Source organism: Bradyrhizobium sp. UFLA05-109 (genome assembly GCF_054185165.1).
This window is the reverse complement of the sequence record NZ_JBBIAR010000042.1, coordinates 38,662-59,429: the sequence shown is the minus strand read 5'-3', so window position 1 is coordinate 59,429 and position 20,768 is coordinate 38,662. Positions and strand designations below refer to the sequence as shown.

General features: G+C 64.1%; 20 protein-coding genes. 6 read left to right on the top strand and 14 right to left on the bottom strand.

Annotated elements, in window-relative coordinates:
• Positions 1–101: 101 nt before the first annotated feature.
• Together Q3C01_RS27805 and Q3C01_RS27800 are read left to right on the top strand one after the other, a co-directional pair.
• A complete protein-coding gene (locus Q3C01_RS27805; RefSeq protein WP_458148488.1) occupies positions 102–1,160 on the top strand; it encodes a polysaccharide deacetylase family protein in 1,059 nt (352 codons plus the stop codon).
• A 124-nt stretch (positions 1,161–1,284) separates the two neighbouring features.
• Complete coding sequence (locus tag Q3C01_RS27800; RefSeq protein WP_458148487.1) at positions 1,285–2,094, top strand: SDR family oxidoreductase; 810 nt, start codon at positions 1,285–1,287, stop codon at positions 2,092–2,094.
• A gap of 208 nt (positions 2,095–2,302) precedes the next feature.
• Here Q3C01_RS27800 and boxB read toward each other — a convergent pair whose 3' ends face one another.
• The 5 genes from boxB to Q3C01_RS27775 all read right to left on the bottom strand — a co-directional run bounded on the left by boxB (position 2,303) and on the right by Q3C01_RS27775 (position 8,635).
• Complete coding sequence (gene boxB, locus Q3C01_RS27795) at positions 2,303–3,754, bottom strand: benzoyl-CoA 2,3-epoxidase subunit BoxB (RefSeq protein ID WP_458148486.1); 1,452 nt, start codon at positions 3,752–3,754, stop codon at positions 2,303–2,305.
• Between the two features lie 14 nt (positions 3,755–3,768).
• Entirely contained in the window at positions 3,769–5,460 is a 1,692-nt protein-coding gene (gene boxC, locus Q3C01_RS27790) for a 2,3-epoxybenzoyl-CoA dihydrolase (protein ID WP_458148485.1), read from the bottom strand.
• A gap of 119 nt (positions 5,461–5,579) precedes the next feature.
• A complete protein-coding gene (locus Q3C01_RS27785; RefSeq protein WP_458148484.1) occupies positions 5,580–6,101 on the bottom strand; it encodes a DUF309 domain-containing protein in 522 nt (173 codons plus the stop codon).
• A gap of 21 nt (positions 6,102–6,122) precedes the next feature.
• Entirely contained in the window at positions 6,123–6,941 is an 819-nt protein-coding gene (locus Q3C01_RS27780) for an alpha/beta fold hydrolase (RefSeq protein ID WP_458148483.1), read from the bottom strand.
• A gap of 152 nt (positions 6,942–7,093) precedes the next feature.
• A complete protein-coding gene (locus Q3C01_RS27775; protein ID WP_458148482.1) occupies positions 7,094–8,635 on the bottom strand; it encodes a benzoate-CoA ligase family protein in 1,542 nt (513 codons plus the stop codon).
• A gap of 122 nt (positions 8,636–8,757) precedes the next feature.
• Here Q3C01_RS27775 and Q3C01_RS27770 point away from each other — a divergent pair, with 122 nt between their 5' ends.
• Positions 8,758–9,666 carry a helix-turn-helix transcriptional regulator gene (locus Q3C01_RS27770; RefSeq protein ID WP_458148481.1) on the top strand — a complete coding sequence of 303 codons (909 nt, stop codon included), beginning with the start codon at positions 8,758–8,760 and terminating at the stop codon, positions 9,664–9,666.
• Here the strand turns inward: Q3C01_RS27770 and Q3C01_RS27765 are convergent, their stop codons facing one another.
• The 3 genes from Q3C01_RS27765 to Q3C01_RS27755 form a co-directional block, all read right to left on the bottom strand.
• Positions 9,667–10,797 (bottom strand): glycoside hydrolase family 172 protein, encoded by a 1,131-nt coding sequence (locus Q3C01_RS27765; protein ID WP_458148480.1) that lies wholly within the window; start codon positions 10,795–10,797, stop codon positions 9,667–9,669.
• A gap of 231 nt (positions 10,798–11,028) precedes the next feature.
• Entirely contained in the window at positions 11,029–11,358 is a 330-nt protein-coding gene (locus Q3C01_RS27760) for a PRC-barrel domain-containing protein (protein WP_458148479.1), read from the bottom strand.
• 55 nt (positions 11,359–11,413) lie between these two features.
• Positions 11,414–12,199, bottom strand: coding sequence for an IclR family transcriptional regulator domain-containing protein (locus Q3C01_RS27755; RefSeq protein ID WP_458148478.1), 786 nt, complete (start codon positions 12,197–12,199; stop codon positions 11,414–11,416).
• A gap of 112 nt (positions 12,200–12,311) precedes the next feature.
• Here Q3C01_RS27755 and Q3C01_RS27750 point away from each other — a divergent pair, with 112 nt between their 5' ends.
• The 3 genes from Q3C01_RS27750 (at position 12,312) to Q3C01_RS27740 (ending at position 15,848) form a co-directional block, all read left to right on the top strand.
• Positions 12,312–13,670 carry an aromatic ring-hydroxylating dioxygenase subunit alpha gene (locus Q3C01_RS27750; protein WP_458148477.1) on the top strand — a complete coding sequence of 453 codons (1,359 nt, stop codon included), beginning with the start codon at positions 12,312–12,314 and terminating at the stop codon, positions 13,668–13,670.
• A 112-nt stretch (positions 13,671–13,782) separates the two neighbouring features.
• Complete coding sequence (locus tag Q3C01_RS27745; protein ID WP_458148476.1) at positions 13,783–15,219, top strand: glutamine synthetase family protein; 1,437 nt, start codon at positions 13,783–13,785, stop codon at positions 15,217–15,219.
• A 332-nt stretch (positions 15,220–15,551) separates the two neighbouring features.
• Complete coding sequence (locus tag Q3C01_RS27740; RefSeq protein WP_458148475.1) at positions 15,552–15,848, top strand: hypothetical protein; 297 nt, start codon at positions 15,552–15,554, stop codon at positions 15,846–15,848.
• Positions 15,849–16,058: 210 nt separating this feature from the next.
• Here Q3C01_RS27740 and Q3C01_RS27735 read toward each other — a convergent pair whose 3' ends face one another.
• The 6 genes from Q3C01_RS27735 to Q3C01_RS27710 form a co-directional block, all read right to left on the bottom strand.
• A complete protein-coding gene (locus Q3C01_RS27735) occupies positions 16,059–16,772 on the bottom strand; it encodes an ABC transporter ATP-binding protein (RefSeq protein ID WP_458148474.1) in 714 nt (237 codons plus the stop codon).
• Positions 16,773–16,776: 4 nt separating this feature from the next.
• Positions 16,777–17,544: an ABC transporter ATP-binding protein gene (locus Q3C01_RS27730; protein WP_458148473.1), complete on the bottom strand. Its 768-nt coding sequence runs from the start codon at positions 17,542–17,544 to the stop codon at positions 16,777–16,779.
• Entirely contained in the window at positions 17,537–18,481 is a 945-nt protein-coding gene (locus Q3C01_RS27725; protein ID WP_458148472.1) for a branched-chain amino acid ABC transporter permease, read from the bottom strand. The genes Q3C01_RS27730 and Q3C01_RS27725 overlap by 8 nt, the downstream gene beginning before the upstream one ends.
• Positions 18,478–19,395 (bottom strand): branched-chain amino acid ABC transporter permease, encoded by a 918-nt coding sequence (locus Q3C01_RS27720; protein ID WP_458148471.1) that lies wholly within the window; start codon positions 19,393–19,395, stop codon positions 18,478–18,480. Before Q3C01_RS27720 ends, Q3C01_RS27725 begins: the two co-directional genes overlap by 4 nt.
• Before the next feature lie 434 nt (positions 19,396–19,829).
• On the bottom strand, positions 19,830–20,045 hold the full coding sequence (locus Q3C01_RS27715; RefSeq protein WP_458148470.1) for a hypothetical protein: 216 nt from the start codon (positions 20,043–20,045) through the stop codon (positions 19,830–19,832).
• A gap of 10 nt (positions 20,046–20,055) precedes the next feature.
• Complete coding sequence (locus Q3C01_RS27710; RefSeq protein ID WP_458148469.1) at positions 20,056–20,715, bottom strand: acyl-homoserine-lactone synthase; 660 nt, start codon at positions 20,713–20,715, stop codon at positions 20,056–20,058.
• Positions 20,716–20,768 lie beyond the last annotated feature (53 nt).

The window sequence follows — 20,768 nt, the reverse complement described above, 5'->3', positions numbered from 1 at the left end:
TGGCGGCCATGTGAAGGCTCTTGGTGAGCAACCGGACTAACTTTTTCTTCAAGGGTTCTCCCCTAGGTTGACCATGGAATGACGGGGTCAACCAGCCTTCGATGAAACAACTGCGCAACAACGTCATCCGCGTCGGGCTGGAAGCACTCTATTTCAGCGGGGCGCACCACCTGCTGCGGCCGCTGCTCGCCGGCGTCGGCGCTATTTTCATGCTGCACCATGTGCGGCCGCCGCGAGAGGATGCGTTCCAGCCCAACCGGCACCTCGAGGTCACGCCGGACTTCCTGCGCGCCACGCTGCGCCATCTCCGCTCGCACGACATCGACATCGTCTCGATGGACGAATTGCATGATCGGCTCGCGCAAGGCCGGTTCACCCGCCGCTTCGCTGCCTTCACGCTCGACGACGGCTACCGCGACAACCGCGATTTTGCGGTCCCCGTACTGCGCGAGTTCGCCGCACCTTCGACCATCTATGTCGCGAGCGATTTCGCCGAGGGCACCGGACGCCTCTGGTGGATCGCGCTCGAGGCTGTCATCGCCAAGGCGAGCGATATCGAGGTGCAGATCGGCAACGCCGCATGGCGGCTCGATGCCACGACCACGCCTGCGAAGCAGGCGGCGTTCGACCGCATCCATGACTGGCTGCGCGCACTGCCGGGCGAGCACGACCTTCAGCGCGAGATCACGGCGCTCTGTACGAAGTACGATGTCGACTTGCCTGCTCTCTGCCGCGACCTCTGCCTGTCCTGGGACGAGCTGAAAGCCCTGGCTGCGGATCCGCAGGTCGCGATCGGTGCCCATACCATCACGCATTGCAATCTCGCCAAGCAGAACGAGGAGATCGTTGCGCAGGAGATGGCGGTGAGCCGCGTGCGGATCGAGCACGCGCTCGGACGCCCGGTACAGCACTTCGCCTATCCCTATGGCGACCGTCATGCTGCGGGCGAACGCGAATTCGCGCTGGCCGCGGCGAGCGGTTTCAAGACCGCGGTGACGACGCGACCGGGCATGCTGTTCGCCGAGAATGCCGTCCACCCGACCGCACTGCCGCGCGTCTCGCTCAACGGCAACTACCAGGACGCCCGCATCCTGCCGGTGCTGACCTCGGGCGCCGCCACCGCAATGTGGAACGGCTTTCGCCGGTTTGCTGCGGCCTGACCTCATCCGAATACACCGACCTCATCCGGAGGAGCGCGTCTCAGGATGAGGCGGGTCGGCAGTTGCACATTCTTGACTCCCCCCACCACCGCGCCCACAACGAGCGGCAACCAAGGGAGGCGTCATGTTCACGGATCTGTTCTCGCTCAAGGACCGAGTTGCGCTCGTCACCGGCGGGTCGCGCGGTATCGGCAAGATGATCGCGGCAGGCTTCCTCAGCCAGGGCGCGGCAAGGGTCTACATCACGGCGCGGAAGGCGACGGCTTGCGAAGCGACTGCGAACGAGCTGTCCGCGCAATATGACGGCGAATGCATCGCGTTGCCGATCGACATCTCCAACCTTGCCGGCGTCGAGATGTTGGCGAACGAGATCAAGAAGCGTGAGCCCAAGCTCGATATCCTCGTCAACAATGCCGGCGCAGCCTGGGGCGCGGAGTTCGACGAATTCCCGGAGAGCGGCTGGGACAAGGTGATGAACCTCAACGTCAAGTCGCCGTTCTTCCTGACCAAGGCGCTCGCCGCCCCCTTGCGCGCCGCGGCGTCCGCGCAGCGGCCGGCGAAGGTGATCAACATCGCCTCGATCGACGGCATCTTCGTCAATCCGATGGAGACGTATTCCTATGCGGCGAGCAAGGCCGGGCTGATCCACCTGACGCGGCGGATGGCGGTGAAGCTGATTCCCGATCACATCGTGGTCACCGCGATCGCGCCTGGCCCGTTCAAATCGGACATGAACCGCGCTGCGCGCGACCACGGCGACGAGGTCGCAACCCGCGTGCCCGCCGGCCGTATCGGCACCGACGAGGACATGGCAGGTACGGCGATCTATCTCGCCTCGCGCGCCGGCGACTACGTGGTCGGCGCAACCATCGCTGTGGATGGCGGCATCGTCTACGCGAATGCGGGGATCAAAGGGGAGGGGTGGGATAGCTGAGGCAGGCAACATGCTGCGCCTCACACTCCACTGTCGTCCCGGACAAGCGTAGCGAAGCGCTGATCCGGGACCCATAACCCCAGGGAGTAGTTTGGCAAAGATTCGTGGTTACCAACCTCGTGCCACAACATCTCCCGGTGGTTATGGGTCCCGGCCTTCGCCGGGACGACACTGAAGGGTGTGGCGCGCTATCGCGCCCAACTAGCCTCTACGACTCGATCTTCACGTACTCGAAATCGCCGGGCTTGTTGTCGATGCCGACTTTCGGCGGCGAGATCCAGGAGGCGAACTGGCCGATCTCGGTGACGGGCTTCATCAGGGATGCGATGAAGTCGCCGTCGTTCGTCGACGGCAGCCAGTCGTCCTTGCGCTTGGCCCAGGTGGCGTCGTCGATCAGGATACCCTCGGGCGTGGCGTGCACGTCCTTGAACTCGCCGATGTGGCGGTGGAAGGTGACGTGCGGCACCGTCAACCTGAAATCGTAGCCCGCCGTCGAGATCACCTTGTTCCAACGCAGCATGCCCTTGACGCAGTCCTGGGTGTAGTCGTCGCGCAGCCGCATGTTGAGCGCGGTCAGCGCGGGCTCGTCGACCATCTTGATCTGGCCGTCGACGAACTTCATGACCGGGTAGGTCGCGGTCTTGAGCTGGTGATCGTCCTCGATCGAAGTTTCCTTGTAGCGACCCTTGATGCCGGCGTTGAACGCGTTCGCAGCGTTGGTCGACACTTCCGAGCCGAACAGATCGAGCGACAGCGAGTAGTGGAGGTTCAGCTTCTTCTGGATGGTCGGCAGGTCGATGACGCCGAGCGCACGCACCTTGGCGATGTCGGTGGGATCGGAGATGCCCGCCTCGCTCATCGCCTCGCAGGTCCGCTGCACCACGCGGGTGATGCCGGTCTCGCCGACGAACATGTGATGCGCCTCTTCGGTCAGCATGAAGCGGCAGGTGCGAGACAACGGATCGAAGCCCGACTGCGCGAGACTGTGCAGCTGCATCTTGCCGTCGCGGTCAGTGAAATAGGTGAACATGAAGAAGGACAGCCAGTCCGGCGTCGCCTCATTGAAGGCGCCCAGCATGCGCGGCGCGTCCGCGTCACCGGAGCGGCGGCGCAACAATTCGTCCGCCTCCTCGCGGCCGTCGCGCCCGAAATATTTCTGCAGCAGATATACCATCGCCCAGAGGTGACGGCCTTCCTCGACATTGACCTGGAACAGGTTGCGCATGTCGTAGAGCGAGGGCGCGGTCTTGCCGAGGTGACGCTGCTGCTCGACGGAGGCAGGCTCGGTGTCGCCCTGGATCACGATCAGGCGGCGCAGCATCGCGCGATGCTCGCCGGGGACCTCCTGCCAGGCAGGCTCGCCATAGTGTTCGCCGAAGGGCACGACGCGATTTTCCTCCTGCGGCGCAAGCAGGATGCCCCAGCGATAGTCGGGCATGCGCACATAGTCGAACTTGGCCCAGCCGCGCGGGTCGACGGAGTAAGCGGTGCGCAAGTAGACCAGCGATTCCTGGAAGCCGTCCGGGCCCATGTCGCTCCACCAGTCCATGTAGCCGGGATGCCAGCCTTCCAGCGCCTTCAGCACCTGGCGGTCTTCGGCGAGATTCACGTTGTTGGGAATCTTGGTCGAGTAGTCGACGTTCATGATGTTCATATTCATGGCCGTGCGTCTCCTTAAACTCGTGTCATATCGAATTTCGGCTTCTGGCCGCTGCCGTAACGGCGCAGCGCGCCCTCCTCGCCGACCGCGTTCGGGCGCTGGAAGATCCAGTTCTGCCAGGCGGTCAGGCGCGCGAAGATTTTCGACTCCATCGTCTCCGGACCAACGAAGCGCAGGCTGGCTTCCATGCCGGTGAGGCTGTCGGGCGAGAAGCTCGCGCGCTCCTCGAGGAACACGCGGACCTCGTCGTCCCAGTCGATGTCGTCGAGCGCGAAGGTGACGAGGCCGAGCTCCTCGGCCTCCTCGGCATCGAGACTGGTTCCGACGGTGGCCTCCGCGCGGTCCACGTCGGACGGATCGGCCTGGAATCGCGATTGCAGGCGGGTCAGCCCGTGACTCATCGGATAGGGGCCGAAATTCATCGCGGAGAGCTCGATCGAGGGCGGCGGGCGGTTGTCGCCCTGGCGCGTACCGATCAGCATGTACGAGCGGTCGGCAGCGAAGACGAGCTCGGCGAGCGTGCCGGCAAAGCACGAGCCGGGTTCGACCAGCGTCACCAGCGTGCGCGAGGTGACGTCGATGCGCTTGAGCACGCGCTTCCAGTAATGACGGATCTCGTTGACCAGCCAGTGTGCCTTGTTGGCTTCGAGGAAGGCATCGGACGCAAGCACATGGCCGCGCTCGCCATGGCTCTTGAACACGAGCATCGCGATCTCGAGCTCGTTGATGCGCAGGTGCAGGATCGCATCATCGAGCTCGCGCGCCACCTGGAGCGGCCAGAAGGATGCGCCCTGCGCCAGCAGGCCGTCGATATCGGCGGGAGGCGCGGCCTCCGGCGCCTTGATCGAGACGGTGGCGATGCGCGCGGCGCGATCGATATCGACGCTGACGAAACCATAGCGGATGCTGGTCTCGTCGACGATGCGCTCGAGCGGGGTGAGGGCAATGCCCTGGCCGCCGCCACCCCTACGCTTGGATGACGCGGCAAACTCTCTCGCGCGCTCGGTGATCTTCGCCTCGAGCTTCGAGTTCGGCGCGATCTCGTCGACCAGCCGCCAGGCGACGGCGCGCTTGCCCTTCACGCCTTCCTCGATGGTGCAGAAGAAGTCGGCGTGGTCGCGGCGCACCTTGCGCTTGTCGACGACGCGCGTGAGCCCGCCGGTGCCCGGCAACACCGCGAGCAGCGGCACTTCGGGCAGCGCTACGGCGGAGGAGCCGTCATCGGCAAGGATGATGTGGTCGGTTGCGAGCGCGAGCTCATAGCCACCACCGGCGGCCGAGCCGTTCACGACAGTGATGAAGCGCTGGCCGGAATTCTCCGAGGAGTCCTCCATGCCGTTGCGGGTCTCGTTGGTGAACTTGCAGAAGTTGACCTTGTGGGCGTGGGTCGAGCCGGCGAGCATGCGGATGTTGGCGCCGGCGCAGAACACGCGGTTCTTGGCCGAGCGCATCAGCACGACCTTCACTTCGGGGTGCTCGAAGCGCAGCCGCTGGATCGCATCGGCAAGCTCGATGTCGACGCCGAGGTCGTAGGAATTGAGCTTGAGCAGATAGCCCTCGAACAGGCCGCCATTCTCGTCGACATCCATGGTCAGCGTCGCGACGTCGCCGTCGATCGCGAGCTTCCAGTGCCGGTAGCGCGACGGATCGGTCTGGAAATCGATGAACTTCGCACCGCCTGCGAGGCGACGATCTTCCCCGGCCATGGGCCACCCTTGAGCTTGATTATGCGCGTTTGGTTTTAATCGTTAACATGCACAATAATGCATATTTTGGATCGCGTCTAGTCCTTCGCGAACCATATATGCATTTTGCTTCATGATTGCTAGGGGTGCGGGATCGTCCCAAGCGGGACCCAATCGGCCTTGGACAGCTGCGGACGATCGAGCTTGGCGCTGAGAAGAGCGACCAGCGACTCCGTCGGAAAGCGGTCGACAAAGCCGTCACCACCTGCGGACGCCTTGCGTGTCCGGAGCTCGCGCAGCTCCTCGAGTGCCTCGCCGAACAGGCGCGAGGCCGAATGCGGCCTGACGATGCGCAGCCGCAGGTTCGCGTTGGCAACATAGATGCAGGCGCGGAGCAGGATGCGCTCGCGGCCGCGCTGGGGAGCCGCCGCCCACACCGCTTCCAGGATCTCCTGCGACTCCCAGAAATAGCCGCGATCATTCAGCGCGAGCCCGTAGCGCAGCGCCGGATGCCGAGCCGGCACATGGCCGCGGAAGGCCGGAGGCACGAGCGCCTTGGCCACGTCGAGCGTCTCACAATCGGCGTCGATCTCGGTTTCGCCGGGCACATAGGCCCATTGCGGCCATGGCAGGCTATCGCTCACGGATAGTCGCGCGATCATCGGAGCGGAGCCTCCGATGATTCATGCGGCATGTCCCTCAAGACCCTGGTCGGCGCGCAACGCCGCCTGGGCAAATTCTGCAATAGCGTCAAGCGTCGCCCCCGGCGCTTCACGATGCGGGGCGTGCCCCGCCTCTGAAATGACTTTCAAATCTACCGGACAATAGCACTCTTCCTGGGCAATCTCGACCTGTCGCATGGTCCCGTATTGGTCATCCACACCTTGAACGATCAGGACGGGTACGCGGACATAGGCGAGGTACTCGGAAATATCCCAGTTGCGGAATTTTGGGTCGAGCCAGGCGCCGTTCCAGCCCTGGAAGGCATTGTCGACATCCTTGTGCCAGCGCGCCAGTTTCGCCTTGAGGTCCGTGGTCTCGTACGTCGTCTTGATCTCGGCAATCGACTTCACCGAGATATCCTCGACGATGAAATGCGGCGCGATCAGCGCGACGCCTTGCAGGCGATGATCCTGATGTGAACCGGCGTAAACAGTCGCGATCGAGGCGCCGTCGGAATGGCCGAGCAACAGGCCACGCTTGAAGCCAATCGCGTCGAGCAGCCTCGGCAGCACGTCGAGCGCCTCGCGATGCATGTAGTCGAGCGGCCGCGGCAGCGTCACGGGGCTCGACTGACCGTAGCCCGCCCGCGAATAGACGAAGATGCCGGCGCCGGTCGCCGCTTGCAGTTTTTCCGGGAAGTCGCCCCACAGGCCGACCGAACCGAGCCCCTCATGCAGCATGACGATGGTGGGCGCATCGGCGGATTTCGGCGCGAGCCATTTATACTCGAGGCTCGCGCCGTCGATGGTGAGGAAGCCTGTTGGGGTGAGGTGGGTCATGCTGTCACTCTTATCGTTTCGCGCAATGAGGACGAGACGCGTCCGCTCGCTCCGTCGTTCCCACCCCCTTGCGGGGGAGGGAGCGCAGCGGGGCTCGCGACGATGGCGAGAGTCATCTCGTCCTTTCTCGCATCCGGAATGTTGAGGACCGATCAGTTCGCGCCTTCCCGCAGCTTGAAGCGCTGGATCTTGCCGGTTGCCGTCTTCGGCAGCGACTCCACGACGTCGATCCAGCGCGGATATTTCCAGGGGCCGATCTTCTGCTTGACGTGCTCCTTCAGCATCTCCTGCAAGTCGCTGGCCTTGGCGCCGGGACGCAGCACGACGAAGGCTTTCGGCTTCAACAGGCCTTCGGGATCGGCTTCGGGCACGACGGCGGCTTCCAGCACGGCCGGGTGCGTGATCAGCGCGCTCTCGACCTCGAAGGGCGAGACCCAGATGCCGGAGACCTTGAACATGTCGTCGGAGCGTCCGCAGAAGGTGTAGCGGCCCTCGGCGTCGCGGACATATTTGTCACCCGTGCGCGTCCACGGGCCTTCGAATGTGCGACGACTCTTGTGGCGCTGGTTCCAATAGCCTTCGCCGGCCGAGGGTGCATCGACCAGGAGCTCGCCGACCTCGCCGTCAGGCACGTCCTGGCCAGCCTCGTTCACCAGCCGCACCGCATAGCCCGGCACCGGCTTGCCGGATGAGCCGTATTTGATGTCGCCGGGCGCGTTCGACAGGAAGATGTGCAACAGCTCGGTCGAGCCGACGCCGTCGAGGATGTCGACGCTGAAGCGCGCTTTCCAGGCGTTGCCGACCGACTCGGGCAGAGCCTCGCCCGCGGAGGTGCAGATACGAAGCTTTTTGCCGCCACGCCCCTGCTTGCCGGCTTCGTCGTTGAGCATCGAGGCGAACAGCGTCGGCACGCCGTAGAAGATGGTCGGGTTGTATCGGTTCATCAGCTCGAACATGCGCGCCGGTGTCGGCCGCTCGGTGTTCAGCACCGTGGTGGCGCCGACCGACATCGGGAAGGTCAGCGCATTGCCGAGGCCATAGGCGAAGAACAGCTTTGCGGCGGACAGACAGACGTCGTCCTCGCGAATGCCGAGCACCTGCTTGGCATAGGTGTCGGCAGTCGCCTGCAAGTTCGCGTGCAGATGACGCACGCCCTTGGGCATGCCGGTCGAGCCGGACGAATAGAGCCAGAACGCCGGCTCGTCCGGATGCGTCGCCACGGTTACGAAATCATCGGTCTCTTGTACGAGTTCTTCCGCGAGCTGCTTGTGGCCGTTCTGCTTCTGGCCTGACACGACGACATGCTCGAGATCCGGCATGCGGCCGACGATGTCCTTGATGACGGGATAGAGCGCCTCGGAAACGAACAGCACGCGCGCGCGGCAATCGGCGAGGATGTAGGCGTATTGCTCCGCGGTCAGCAGCGTGTTGAGCGGCACCGGCACGATGCCGGCGCGGATCGCGCCGAGAAACACGATGGGGAAATCGATCGTGTCGAGCATGATCAACGCCACGCGCTCCTCGCGGCGCACGCCGAGACGGCGCAGCATGTTGGCCGCGCGGCACGTCTGCTGCTGCAGCTCGCCGTAGGTCAGGCGGGAGACGGTGTCGTCGAAGGCGAGCTTGTTACCCCTGCCCTCCGCGACGTTGCGGTCGAGCAGCCAGGTCACCGCGTTGTAGGATGCCTCGCTCACGGACTTCTCCCCCGAATTTTGAATTATAATTCATAGAAAGACACTGTGTTGGCTTGCTGTCAATGCCATCAGGCATTATGTTTCCGATAATTGCGCCGCCGGACATCCGCTAAAGAATGCAAATGACCGAAAGTCCCGACGCCGAATCCCAATTCCTCGAACAGCTTGGCCAGCGCGTGCGCACCATGCGCGCGCTGCGCGGCATGTCGCGCAAGGTGCTCGCCAAGGTGTCCGGCATTTCCGAACGCTACATCGCCCAGCTCGAGAGCGGCAAAGGCAATGTCTCGATCGTGCTGCTCAGGCGCGTCTCGAACGCGATGGGCGCGCATCTGGAAGACCTGCTGCCGTCGATCGAGACTGCGCCGGACTGGCAGATGTTCCGCGACCTCTTGCGCAAGGCGACGCCTGGCCAGATCGCGCAGGCCAAAGACCTCCTCGCCGGCGGCAGCGCGTCGGCTCCGCGGCGCGCGCCATTCTGCGGTATCGCGCTGATCGGCCTGCGCGGTGCGGGCAAGTCCACGCTCGGCAAGATCTTGGCGAAAAAAATCGGCTGGAGCTTCGTCGAGCTCAACAAGGCAATCGAGGAGCAGAACGGGCTTTCGATTGCCGAGATCATCGCGCTCTACGGCCAGGAGGGCTTTCGCCGCATGGAGCAGGCGGCGCTGCAACAGCTCCTCGCACGCCACGAGCTGATGGTGCTCGCCACCGGCGGCGGCATCGTCTCGGAGCCTCTGACCTTCGACCAGATCTTGTCGTCCTTCTACACGATCTGGCTGAAAGCCGAGCCCGAAGAGCACATGGCCCGCGTACGCCGCCAGGGCGACTTGCGTCCGATGGCCGACGACCGCTCCGCGATGACGGAGCTGCGCAACATCCTGCTCAGCCGCGAGCCGCTCTATTCACGAGCGACTGCGGTGGTGGATACGGCGGGGCTGTCAGTCGATGCAGCCGCCGCGCGGCTGATCGATGCGGTGCGGCCTGTATTGCAGAACGAAGCGCGCAGTTTTGGGCTGCGCAGTGTGGCGCTGTAACTAGTCCACCTCGAGATAGTCCACACCCGGCAATTCCGGGAACGGCGCCGTCGGCAGCGTCTGGTACCAGAACGCGACTGATGCGACGTCGTCCTGCAACGGCAGATATTTCGGCTCCTTGACGCCGGAGCGCCAGCCGAGCACCTGCATCGTCACGCGCAGATCGCTCTGGAAGCGCACGGGATCGGGGATGTGCCAGCGGTACATGCCAAAGCGCTGCTGCGACTTGTAGACGCCGTCCGGGCGGATCACCTGCGGCAGGCCGGCATAGGGCGTGGTGAATTCGAGATAATGCGAGGCCGGCCCGCCACTCGCGCCGGGATTGGCGAGTTGCCACGGCACGCGCGGATCAAAATTATAGGCGCCGCCAAAATAATCCTCGGTGCCGGTGCCGCAGATGGTGGGAAACTCACCGTCGCCGTCGATGAAGAATTTGATCTCGCCCTCGCCCCACCAGCCGTTGTTGTTCGAGCCCCATGCCATGTAGGTGCCGATATAGTGGCCGTGGCCGGTGACGCCGTCGAGCAGCGTGTGGACCTCCTTGTACGGCACCGGATTGGTGCGGCGAAACTGCGCATGAAAATATGCGCAATCTTCCGGCACGTCCGTCAGCGTGTAGTTGATCTGATAGTAGATGGTCTGCGCCTCCTCGTTGCGGTTCTCCAGCGTGACGCGCGCGCGCTTGCGGAACGGCATCTCCCAATAGCAATTGAAGCCGCGGCCCGGATTGACGCAGACTGCAAGCGAGGACACCTGCGCAAATTCCTCCCAGCCACAGGTGAAGAAGTCGCCGACGGGACATTCGACGCTGGGGTGCGTTTGGTCATCCCAATAGATGCGCAGGATGGAGCGGCGCAGACGGCCGCGCGAAATCGTCATCCAGATCTGCTGGATCGCGCCCTCGCCTTCAATGTCGGCAAGCGTAAAGGTCGCGCCGGGCTCGATGACGACGTAAGGTGAGATCTTCCAGCCTCGCCCAAGATCGCGCGCCTGGCGCGCCGCCGGGCCATCGGCGGCCATGCCGCCCTTGCCTTTCTCACCAGTGAAGTTTTCCGGACTGATCGAGCGCGACTGCGCGTTCGACAGCCGCGAGAGGTTGCCGAGATGAAGGCCTAGTCCAGAGAATGTCATTGCGTCTCGCCCTGCAGTCACGATTCGAAAGTACCGTACCCGGATGAGCAAAGCGACATCCGGGATTCTGCGGCGCCTTCCCCGGGTATCGCTACGCTCACCCGGGCTACAAGGCTAGGTAACCTGAGCAGGGATTGCAGGCTGGGTTAGCGAAGCGTAACCCACCTCTTTGCTTTCCGCGTGGTGCGTAAGTGGTGGGTTACGCTTCGCTAACCCACGCTACAGCCTTCGCTACACCGACCAGTAGTTCGGATGCTGGTAGCTTCGCGAGCGGTCGCCCCAGTCGAACTCATCGCCGTCGAACTCGCACGGACCGCTGCTCAGCTCGTCCAGCGTCACCTCGACCTGGAAGGCCTGGCGGTGCGGATCGTATTTCAGCGCGCTCCACTGGAGGGGATAATGGTGATGCGTGCCGAGCAGCCTGCCGGTCTTGATCACCGCATAGGCGACCATTCCGCTCAGCTTGTCGAGCATCAGCCGCTCGATCGTGCCGAGCTTCGTGCCGTCGCGCCCGAAGACAGCGACATGCTCCACGCGATCACTGGGAACCATGGTGTGCATGGCGTGCTCCCTGGGTTCTTGTGTCGCCCGCATTATAGCACAGGCGATCAGGCAGCTACAGCAATTGCGCGCGCACCGAGTCCGCGCCCTCGCGGAGCAGCGGCAGGAAGCGGTCGATCAGCTCCTGCGTCGGCACGCGGTCGACATGGGCGCCCATGTTGATGGCGGCAACGATGGTGTCGTCGTAGCGGCGGACAGGAACGGAGATCGAGCGGAAATGCGGCTCGGCTTCGCGATCGACCAGCGAAAAACCCTGCGCCCGATCAGCGGCGATCTTCGCAAGGAGCAGCTTCGGATCGGTCACGGTCTGCGCCGTCAGCGCCTCGCGCTTCGACCTCTTGAGGCGGACAGCGAGCGCGGCATCGTCGAACTGGCCGAGCATCGCGCGGCCGACCGAAGTGCAAAAGGCCGGCAGCCGGTAGCCGATCTCGAGCCCGCCGGAGAACACCCGCATGGGACTGCCGCGCGCGATGAACACGACATCGTCGCCGTCGAGCACGGCGAGCGAGGAGATCTCCTGCGCCGCGGTCGCGACGCGGTCGAGCACTGGCTGCAGCACGGCAACGAGCTGGTTGGAACGCAAATACGACGCTGCGAGCGTCAGCACGTGCGGCGTCAGCGAGAACAGCTTGCCATCGCTGGCGACGAAACCGCCGCGCTGCAGCGTGAACAGGATGCGCCGCGCGGTCGCGCGCGGCAGGTCAGCGGCGCGGGCAAGATCGCTCAGCGTCATCGGACCGGCGGTCGCGCCGAACGTCTGCAGCAGTCGCAAGCCGCGATCGAGGCTCTCGACGAAATCCGTCGCGCGCTCCTCCGTCTCGTTCCGCTTCAGCTTGGGCATCCGCTCCGCGCCTGCAAAATATTGCTTGCCGCCAAATCAAGGCATGTCATAATTCGCCCATTCGTTCAATAGGCGAACAACGCCACTCCGAGCAAAAAGGGACGCGAACGCCATGATGAGCCAGGAGCAGAACGACCTGATCACCCGCACCGGGCCGACGGAGCCCTGCGGCAGACTGATGCGGAGCTACTGGCAGCCGGCGGCGCTGGTGGACGAGTTGGAGGGCGCGCGGCCGATCCGCCCCGTCAAACTGCTCGGCGAAAACCTCGTGCTGTTTCGCGACGAGAGCGGCCGCTATGGCCTGATCGACCGCCACTGCGCGCATCGTGGCGCCGACCTCGCCTTCGGCAGGCTCGAACAGGGCGGCCTGCGCTGCGCCTTCCACGGCTGGCTGTTTGATGCGACCGGCCGGTGCATCGAGACGCCGGCCGAGCCCAAGGATTCAAAGCTCTGCCAGAACATCCGGCAGCGCTCTTATCCCGTGGTGGAGCGAAGCGGCATCCTCTGGGCCTTTCTCGGCGAGGGCGCCCCGCCCGCCTTTCCCGAGATCGACTGCTTCGTCGCACCCGGCACACACACTTTTGCGTTCAAGGGCCATATGGCCTGCAACTGGCTGCAGGCGCTGGAAGTCGGCATCGATCCCGCGCACGCCTCCTACCTGCACCGCTTCTTCGAGGACGAGGACACCTCGACCGCCTACGGCAAGCAGTTCCGCGGCGCCTCCGCGGGCTCCGACCTGCCGATGACCAAAATCCTGCGCGAATACGACCGCCCGATCATCAATGTCGAGCACACCGAATATGGTCTGCGGCTGATTGCGCTGCGCGAAATCGACGACGAGCGCACGCATGTGCGGGTGACAAATCAGCTCTTTCCGCACGGCTTCGTCATCCCGATGAGCACGGAGATGACGATCACGCAGTGGCACGTGCCGGTCGATGACGAGAACTGTTACTGGTACGCAATCTTCACCAGCTACACGAGCCTGGTCGACAAGCAGAAGATGCGCGACCAGCGGCTCGAGCTCTACGAGCTGCCCGACTACAAATCGCGGAAGAACAAGGCCAACGACTACGGGTTCGATCCCCACGAGCAGGCGACCGCGACCTATACCGGCATGGGCACCGACATCAACGTCCACGACCAGTGGGCGGTGGAATCGATGGGCGCGATCCAGGACCGCACCAAGGAGCATCTCGGCCAGAGCGACAAGGCGATCGTGCAATATCGCCGGTTGCTGCGGCAGGAGATCGAGAAGGTTGCGGGCGGCGAGAAGCCGATGCTGCATCTGGACGAGGCCAACGCACGCAGCATCCAGGGACCGGCGACCATGGACGGCATCGGCCCGACCCAGGGCTGGGAAACCTACTGGATGGAAGTCGACGTAAAGCGAAGGCGCGGCGCGCCCTGGACGGCGCCGGTGCCGAAGGACATTGAAGGCAAGGTGCACCGGCTGACGGCGGCGGAGTGAATCTTATAGCACCGTCATTCCGGGGCGATGCGTTAGCATCGAACCCGGAATCTCGAGATTCCGGGTTCGCCCTTCGGGCGCCCCGGAATGACGGGCAGCAAGGAGCAGCAGAGTGAGTTTCGTCGCGCGTCACGGGCTTTGGTCGGCCGAGCAGAAGGACACGGCGCTGCGCGTGCGGCGGATGGTCGAGGAGAAGAACCTCGAAGTCGTCCGTCTCGCCTTCCCCGACCAGCACGGCATTTTGCGCGGCAAGACCATCATCGCGGCCGAGGCGATCGCGTCCCTGGAGAGCGGCTGCTCCATCACTACGACCATGCTCGCCAAGGACACCTCGCATCGCACGGTGTTTCCGGTGTTCACATCAGGCGGCGGCTTCGGCATGAAGGAGATGGAGGGCGCGGCTGACGTGCTGATGGTCGCCGACCCCACCACTTTCCGCGTACTGCCCTGGGCGCCGACCACGGGCTGGCTGCTGTGCGATCTCTACTTCAACGACGGACGGCCTGTGCCATTCGCGACGCGCGGGCTTTACAGGCGCGTCCTCGACCAGCTCGGCACGCGCGGCCATGATTTCGTCGCCGGCCTCGAAGTGGAATTCCACATCTTCAGGCTCGAGGACGCGCATATGCGCGCCGAAGATGCCGGCCAACCCGGCACGCCGCCCTCCGTCAGCCTGCTCAGCCACGGCTATCAATACCTCACCGAGCAGCGCTTCGATCAGATGGAGCCGGTGCTGGAGATCCTGCGCCGCGACATCGTCGCGCTTGGGCTTCCCTTGCGCTCCGTCGAGGTCGAGTTCGGACCGAGCCAGTGCGAGTTCACCTTCCAGCCGCGGAAGGGAATCGAGCCCGCCGACAACATGGTGTTGTTCCGCTCCGCCGTGAAGCAGATCGCGCGCCGTCACGGCTATCACGCCACCTTCATGTGTCGGCCAAAATTGCCGAACGTGTTCGCTAGCGGCTGGCATCTGCACCAGTCGATCGTCTCGCGCGCCACGGCCGAGAATCAGTTCATGGCGAAAGAGGCCGGCCAGCCCCTCAGCGAGTTCGGCCGCGCCTGGCTCGCAGGCCTGCTCGACCACGCCCGCGCCTCGGCCGTGTTCACGACACCGACCATCAACGGCTACAAGCGCTACCGCTCCTACTCGCTGGCGCCGGACCGCGCGATCTGGGGCCGCGACAATCGCGGCGTGATGATCCGCGTGCTCGGCGGTGCCGACGATCCGGCGACGCGGCTTGAGAACCGCATCGGCGAGCCTGCCGCCAATCCCTATCTCTACATGGCCTCGCAAATCCTCTCGGGGCTGGACGGCGTCGACCGCAAGCTCGATCCCGGCCCGTCGGCGGACGCGCCCTATGAGACCAAGGCGCCGTTGTTGCCAAAATCCTTGCGCGATGCCGTCGGCGCACTGAAGGACGACCCGTTCTTCCGCGAAAAGCTGGGGGCGGAATTCGTCGACTACTACACCCACATCAAGAATGCCGAAATCGACCGCTTCCTGGCCGAGGTGACCGACTGGGAGCATCACGAATATTTCGAGATGTTCTGAGACCGGCTGGCGACGGCAAAACCGTACCGCGCCCGATGCACACATCTCACGCCGCTGTGAGGTGACTTCGTCCCACCTGTTCCGACGACATCAGGTCACCTCCGGACGAAGCCATTTTCCGCATCCCTCGAAAACCGCCGGAAAGACTGCGGCGCTATGGTGCCAGCATGTGATCAGACAATGGAGTTCGGTCATGTGGGGTCAATTGTTCAGCCTGATTTACCGCCTGTCCTGCCGTACCACCCTGATCGAGATCGGCGTGCATCGCCTGTCGCGCTGAGCGCGACCGGTGCGTTTAGGTAAGACGGATTGACTAAATTATGGGGTTTCCCATGCGCAAGCTGATCCTGATTGCCGCGATGTCGTTGCTCGCCAGTCAGGCTCATGCCGGTGGTTCGCGGAGCCTGAGCCTCGCCGCCGCCAGCGCGAGCGAGCAGGCGACCACGCCGCAGCCGACTGTGACGGCAACGACCACCACGCCGGCGGCAACGCCGCCAGCGCAAACCACCGCGCCCGCGGCGACAACCGAGCCGGCCAAGACGACGGTCGCGACCAAGCCGAAGCGCCGCGAGCCCACGCTCGAAGCCCGCGTCATCCGCGAACTCCATCGCCACGGGATCTATTGGTAATCTGGATCGACTACCTCCCCAATGTCGTCCTGGCGCAAGCCAGGACCCCCGCGCGAGCGCCGGCGCTCGTCGCGATTGTCCCATTTTGGCGAAGAGTGGTTGCCGGGACTGATACGAGCTGCACTCGATAGATTCCGCGGTATGGGTCCTGGCGTTCGCCAGGACGACACCGAGTGAACGGCACGAAAGTGCCGCCACAGACTCAGTCCCTCAAATCCCCAAATACCGGTGCTGCAGCTCCGGCTCGGCGGTCAGCTCACCCGAGGTGCCGCTCCACACCGTCTTGCCGCGCTCGATAATGTAGTGGCGATCGCAGATGCGGGCGAGGTGGTCGACATTCTTGTCGACGACGAGGATGGACTGGCCGCGCTTCTTGAGCAGCGACAGGCAATTCCAGATCTCGTCGCGGATCAGCGGGGCGAGGCCTTCGGTCGCTTCATCGAGGATCAGCAGCTTTGGATTGGTCATCAGCGCGCGGCCAATGGCGAGCATCTGCTGCTCGCCGCCGGAGAGCTGGTTGCCCATGTTCGACGCGCGTTCCGCAAGGCGCGGAAACAGGACGTAGATCGCGGCCAGCGTCCAGGGATTGTCACTGCCGAAACGGTCGGCAGCGGCCGCGACGAGATTTTCGCGCACGGTGAGATTGGGAAAGATCTGGCGCCCCTCGGGCACGAGACCCACGCCGAGCTTTGCGATCCTGTAGGACGGAAGCTGCCGCACCTCCGAGCCTGCAAAGCGGATCGCGCCCGCGCGTGCCGGCGTCAGGCCCATGATGGAGCGGATCGTCGTGGTCTTGCCCATGCCGTTGCGGCCCATCAAAGAGACCATCTCGCCGGGCCTGATGGACAGCGACAGACCGAACAGCACCTGGGAGAGCCCGTAGCAGGTCTCGATACCATCGACGTCGAGCAGGGTGTCAGCCATCCGGTCAATCATGGCGCGTCACCACGTGCTGATCGCCGAGATAGGCGCGCTTGACCTCGTCGTTCCCTCGGATCGCGGCCGGATCGCCGGAGGCGATCACGCGGCCATAGACCAGCACCGAAATGCGATCGGCGAGCGCGAACACCGCCGGCATGTCATGCTCGACCAGCACGATCGAGACTTCTTTCCGCAGATCGTGAAGCAGCTTCACCATGCGCTGGGATTCGATGACGCCAAGGCCCGCCATCGGCTCGTCCAGCAGCAGGATTTTCGGCTTGCTCGCCAGCGCCACGGCAAGCTCGAGCTCGCGCCGCTCGCCATGACTGAGGCGGGACACCACGACATCGGCGCGATGCGACAGGCCGACGCGATCGAGCGCGGCATGGGCGGCATCGCGCAAGGATCGCTCCTTCCGCGCATTGGCAAAGAAGCGGAACGACGTGCCGGCGTGCGCCTGCGCCGCCAGCGCGACATTGTCGGCGGCGGTGAAGTCGAGCAGCAGCGAGGTAATCTGGAACGAGCGCGCGAGCCCCAGCGCGCAGCGGCGATAGGCCGGCAAGTAGGTGATATCGCGCCCGCCGAGCGAGACGCTGCCCGCATGCGGCGAGAGATGCCCGGTGAGCTGGCTGATCAGCGTGGTCTTGCCAGCGCCGTTCGGGCCGATGATGGCGTGCAGCTCGCCGGCCGCGACATCGAGCGAGACGTGATCGGTCGCGGTGATGCCGCCGAAGCGTCGCACCAGCTTTTCGACGCGGAGTAGCGGTTCAGCCACGACCGGTCCTCCCGAGCATGCCCATGATGCCGCCGCGGCCGAACAGCACGATCAGCAGCAGGAGCGGGCCCATGATCAGCGCCCAATATTCGGTGATCTGCGACAAGAATTCTTCCAGCAGCAGGTACACCACCGCACCGATGACCGGGCCGAACAGCGTACCCATGCCGCCGAGTATCACCATCACCATGAGGTCGCCGGAGCGGGTCCAGTACATCACGGCCGGGCTGACGAAGTCGGTGTTGTTGGCGAGCAGCGCGCCGGCGAGCCCACACATGGTCCCTGATATGACGAAGCAGACGAGCTGGTAACGCTTTGCCGGAAAGCCGATCGCCTGCATGCGCTGCTCGTTCGAGCGCAGCCCCTGCACGACGAGACCGAAGCGCGAATTGACGATACGCCAGATCAGGAAGATGACACCGAGGAGGCAGGCGAGGCAGAGATAGTAGAACTGCACGCGGCTGGAGAGATCGATCAGCCCGGAAAAATCGCTGCGCTTGTAGACGGTGAGACCGTCGTCGCCGCCATAACGCGCGAGGCCAGAGGCAACGTAGTAGGCCATCTGCGCGAAGGCGAGCGTGATCATGATGAAATAGACGCCGCGCGTGCGCAAGGACAGCGCGCCGATCACGAGCGCATACAGCGCGGACGCCGCAAGCGCGACCGGAAACTGGATGAAGCCGCTTCCAACGCCTTCCTGCGCCAGAATGCCCACGGCATAGCCGCCGATGCCGAGATAGGCGGCGTGGCCAAAGCTCATCATGCCGCCATAGCCCATGATGAGGTTGAGGCTCGCGGCCGCGAGCGCCAGGATGACGATGCGGGTGAACAGCGTCAGGATGAAGATGTTGCCGGACAGCTGCGAATAGAGCGGCAACAGCACGAGGCCTGCCAGCACCAGGGCCGTGACGGCCTTGCTCACGCTCAAAGCCTTCATCGACGATTGGCCGGAAACAGCCCCTCCGGCCGCACCACCAGCACGATCGCCATCAAGAGATAGATCAGCATCGAGGACAGCGCGGGTGCGGCGGTGGACGCTGCGGTTGAACTCAGGACCTGACGCAGCAGGTTCGGCAGGAAGGCGCGGCCGAGCGTGTCGATCATGCCGACGAAGATCGCCGCGAGGAACGCGCCGCGGATCGAGCCGATGCCACCGATCACGATGATGACGAAGGCAAGGATGAGGATGTTCTCGCCCATGCCGATCTGCACGGTGAGGATCGGCGCCTGCATCAGCCCGGCGAGGCCGGCGAGCGCCGCGCCAAGACCGAACACCAGCGTGTAGAGCAGTTTGATGTTGATGCCGAGCGCGCCGATCATCTCGCGGTTGGAGGCGCCGGCGCGGATCAGCATGCCGATGCGCGTGCGCATCACACCGAGATAAAGGAGCAGCGCGACCAGAAGCGCGACCACGATGATGGCCAGCCGATAAGCCGGATAATAGATGCCGGGCAGGATTGGCACCGGCACGGTGAGCCAGGGCGGCAGCGGCAGCGCCAGGCCCGCCGGGCCCCAGATCAGCCGCACTGCCTCATTGAAGAACAGGATGAGGCCGAAGGTCGCGAGCACGTGGTCGAGATGGTCCCGGCCATAGAGATGCCTGAGGGCCACCACTTCGAGCACGATGCCGAGCACGAGCGTCGCGCCGAGCGCGAGCAGCGCGCCCAGCAGGAAATTGCCGGTCCAGGCCACGAAGGTCGCAGCGAAATAGGCGCCCATCATGTAGAGCGAGCCGTGCGCGAGATTGACGAGATCCATGATCCCGAACACAAGCGTCAGGCCGGCGGCCAGCAGGAAGAGAAGCAGCCCGAACTGCAATCCGTTGAGGAATTGTTCGACGACGAGCAGCATCGACGCTCTTTCAGCCACGCATCATGTTGCGCCGATGTTCGAACACGGCCGCCATCAGTGAAAGAGCTCCCCTGCCTCTTCAAGGCCAAAATCGGTAACGGCAGTATCGTTCCGACGCAAGAGCGATTCTGCGCCAGACATGCACTTTGTTGCATCTCATCGAACAGGCGATGAGCTTGCAGCGAGATCGTCGCGAGGATGGGTCAACCTGCCGCACCCGTCGTCAATTCGGACGACGCGCGGGGCCAATGTTGAACGGAGAGGTTGCTGTCGCGGCTCGCGCACAACTCATGTGCATGCGCGCGACGACTATGCCGAAGGGAATCGTTGCATCGCGACCAGTGGAAGCAATCGGGCCCGCTTCGGAGAGAGAGGAGACGACTCCTTCTCCCCGTAAGAGCCGGGGAGAAGGAAAGGCAAGGTCATCGCCGCAGCTAATGCGACGTCATTTGGTGAGGAAGATCATCGGCGGCGAAGGAACCTGCGGTCGAGGCCTCCAGCGCCGCCATTCGGAAAAGGTAGGCCAGCGTAGCGTGGCCGCAATCGTCCGCCATCTGCGCCAGCTCGAGCGCCATGTCGGACATGTAGCCGAGATTCTTTTCCTTCATCTTCATCTTGAGTTTCGCAAGGGCTTGGCTGTCTCGCGTCATGTTCGACATTTCAGGCAGTCTTTCGTTGCGCGGCGGTGAGGCCGCAGGTGTTGGCACGGGCGATGGCATCAAGGCGTGGACCGTCCTGGCGCACGACGCCCGCCATGCCGATCCGCTCGCGCACGATAGCGAGCGACTCCCGGCAAACGTCGATCGTGGCAGCCATGGTCCAGGAACCGTCGATGAGCGCGGGCAATCCCAGAGGCGTGACGACGAATCCGATGTCGTGGAAGCGAGGCAACCACCAGGTCTCCATGACGAGGCAGAGACGCTCGATGCCCTGGTCGAGACAGAACTCCTGCGCCGAAGCCATCAATTGCAGGTTGACGGTTCCGTCGCGGCGGTCACGCGCAACGAAGAAGCGCGACCACTCCCAGACCAGCGCGCCGGCCGGACAGCCGCGCACCGCAGCGAGATGCGGAAAGACCTCGCTCATCATCGTCGGCTTGGTGGTCGGATACAGCCGGTAGCCGCCGATCACGCGGCGGCCTTCCAGCGCGAGCATGTAGATCGCATCCTCGTCGTCGTAGACGTCGATCTCGCGGCCGTCGGGCTTGCGCAGCGCTTCCCACTTGCGCTCGTCGACGAAGATCTCGTGCCGCAAGCGGAAGTGTTGCTCGACGACGTCCTCATACAGATGACGGTTCGCTGATGAAATTGCGTGGATCATGAAATCCCCCGTTCCTCAAAACGGGGGAAGCCTCGTTGAAACGAGGCGAATTC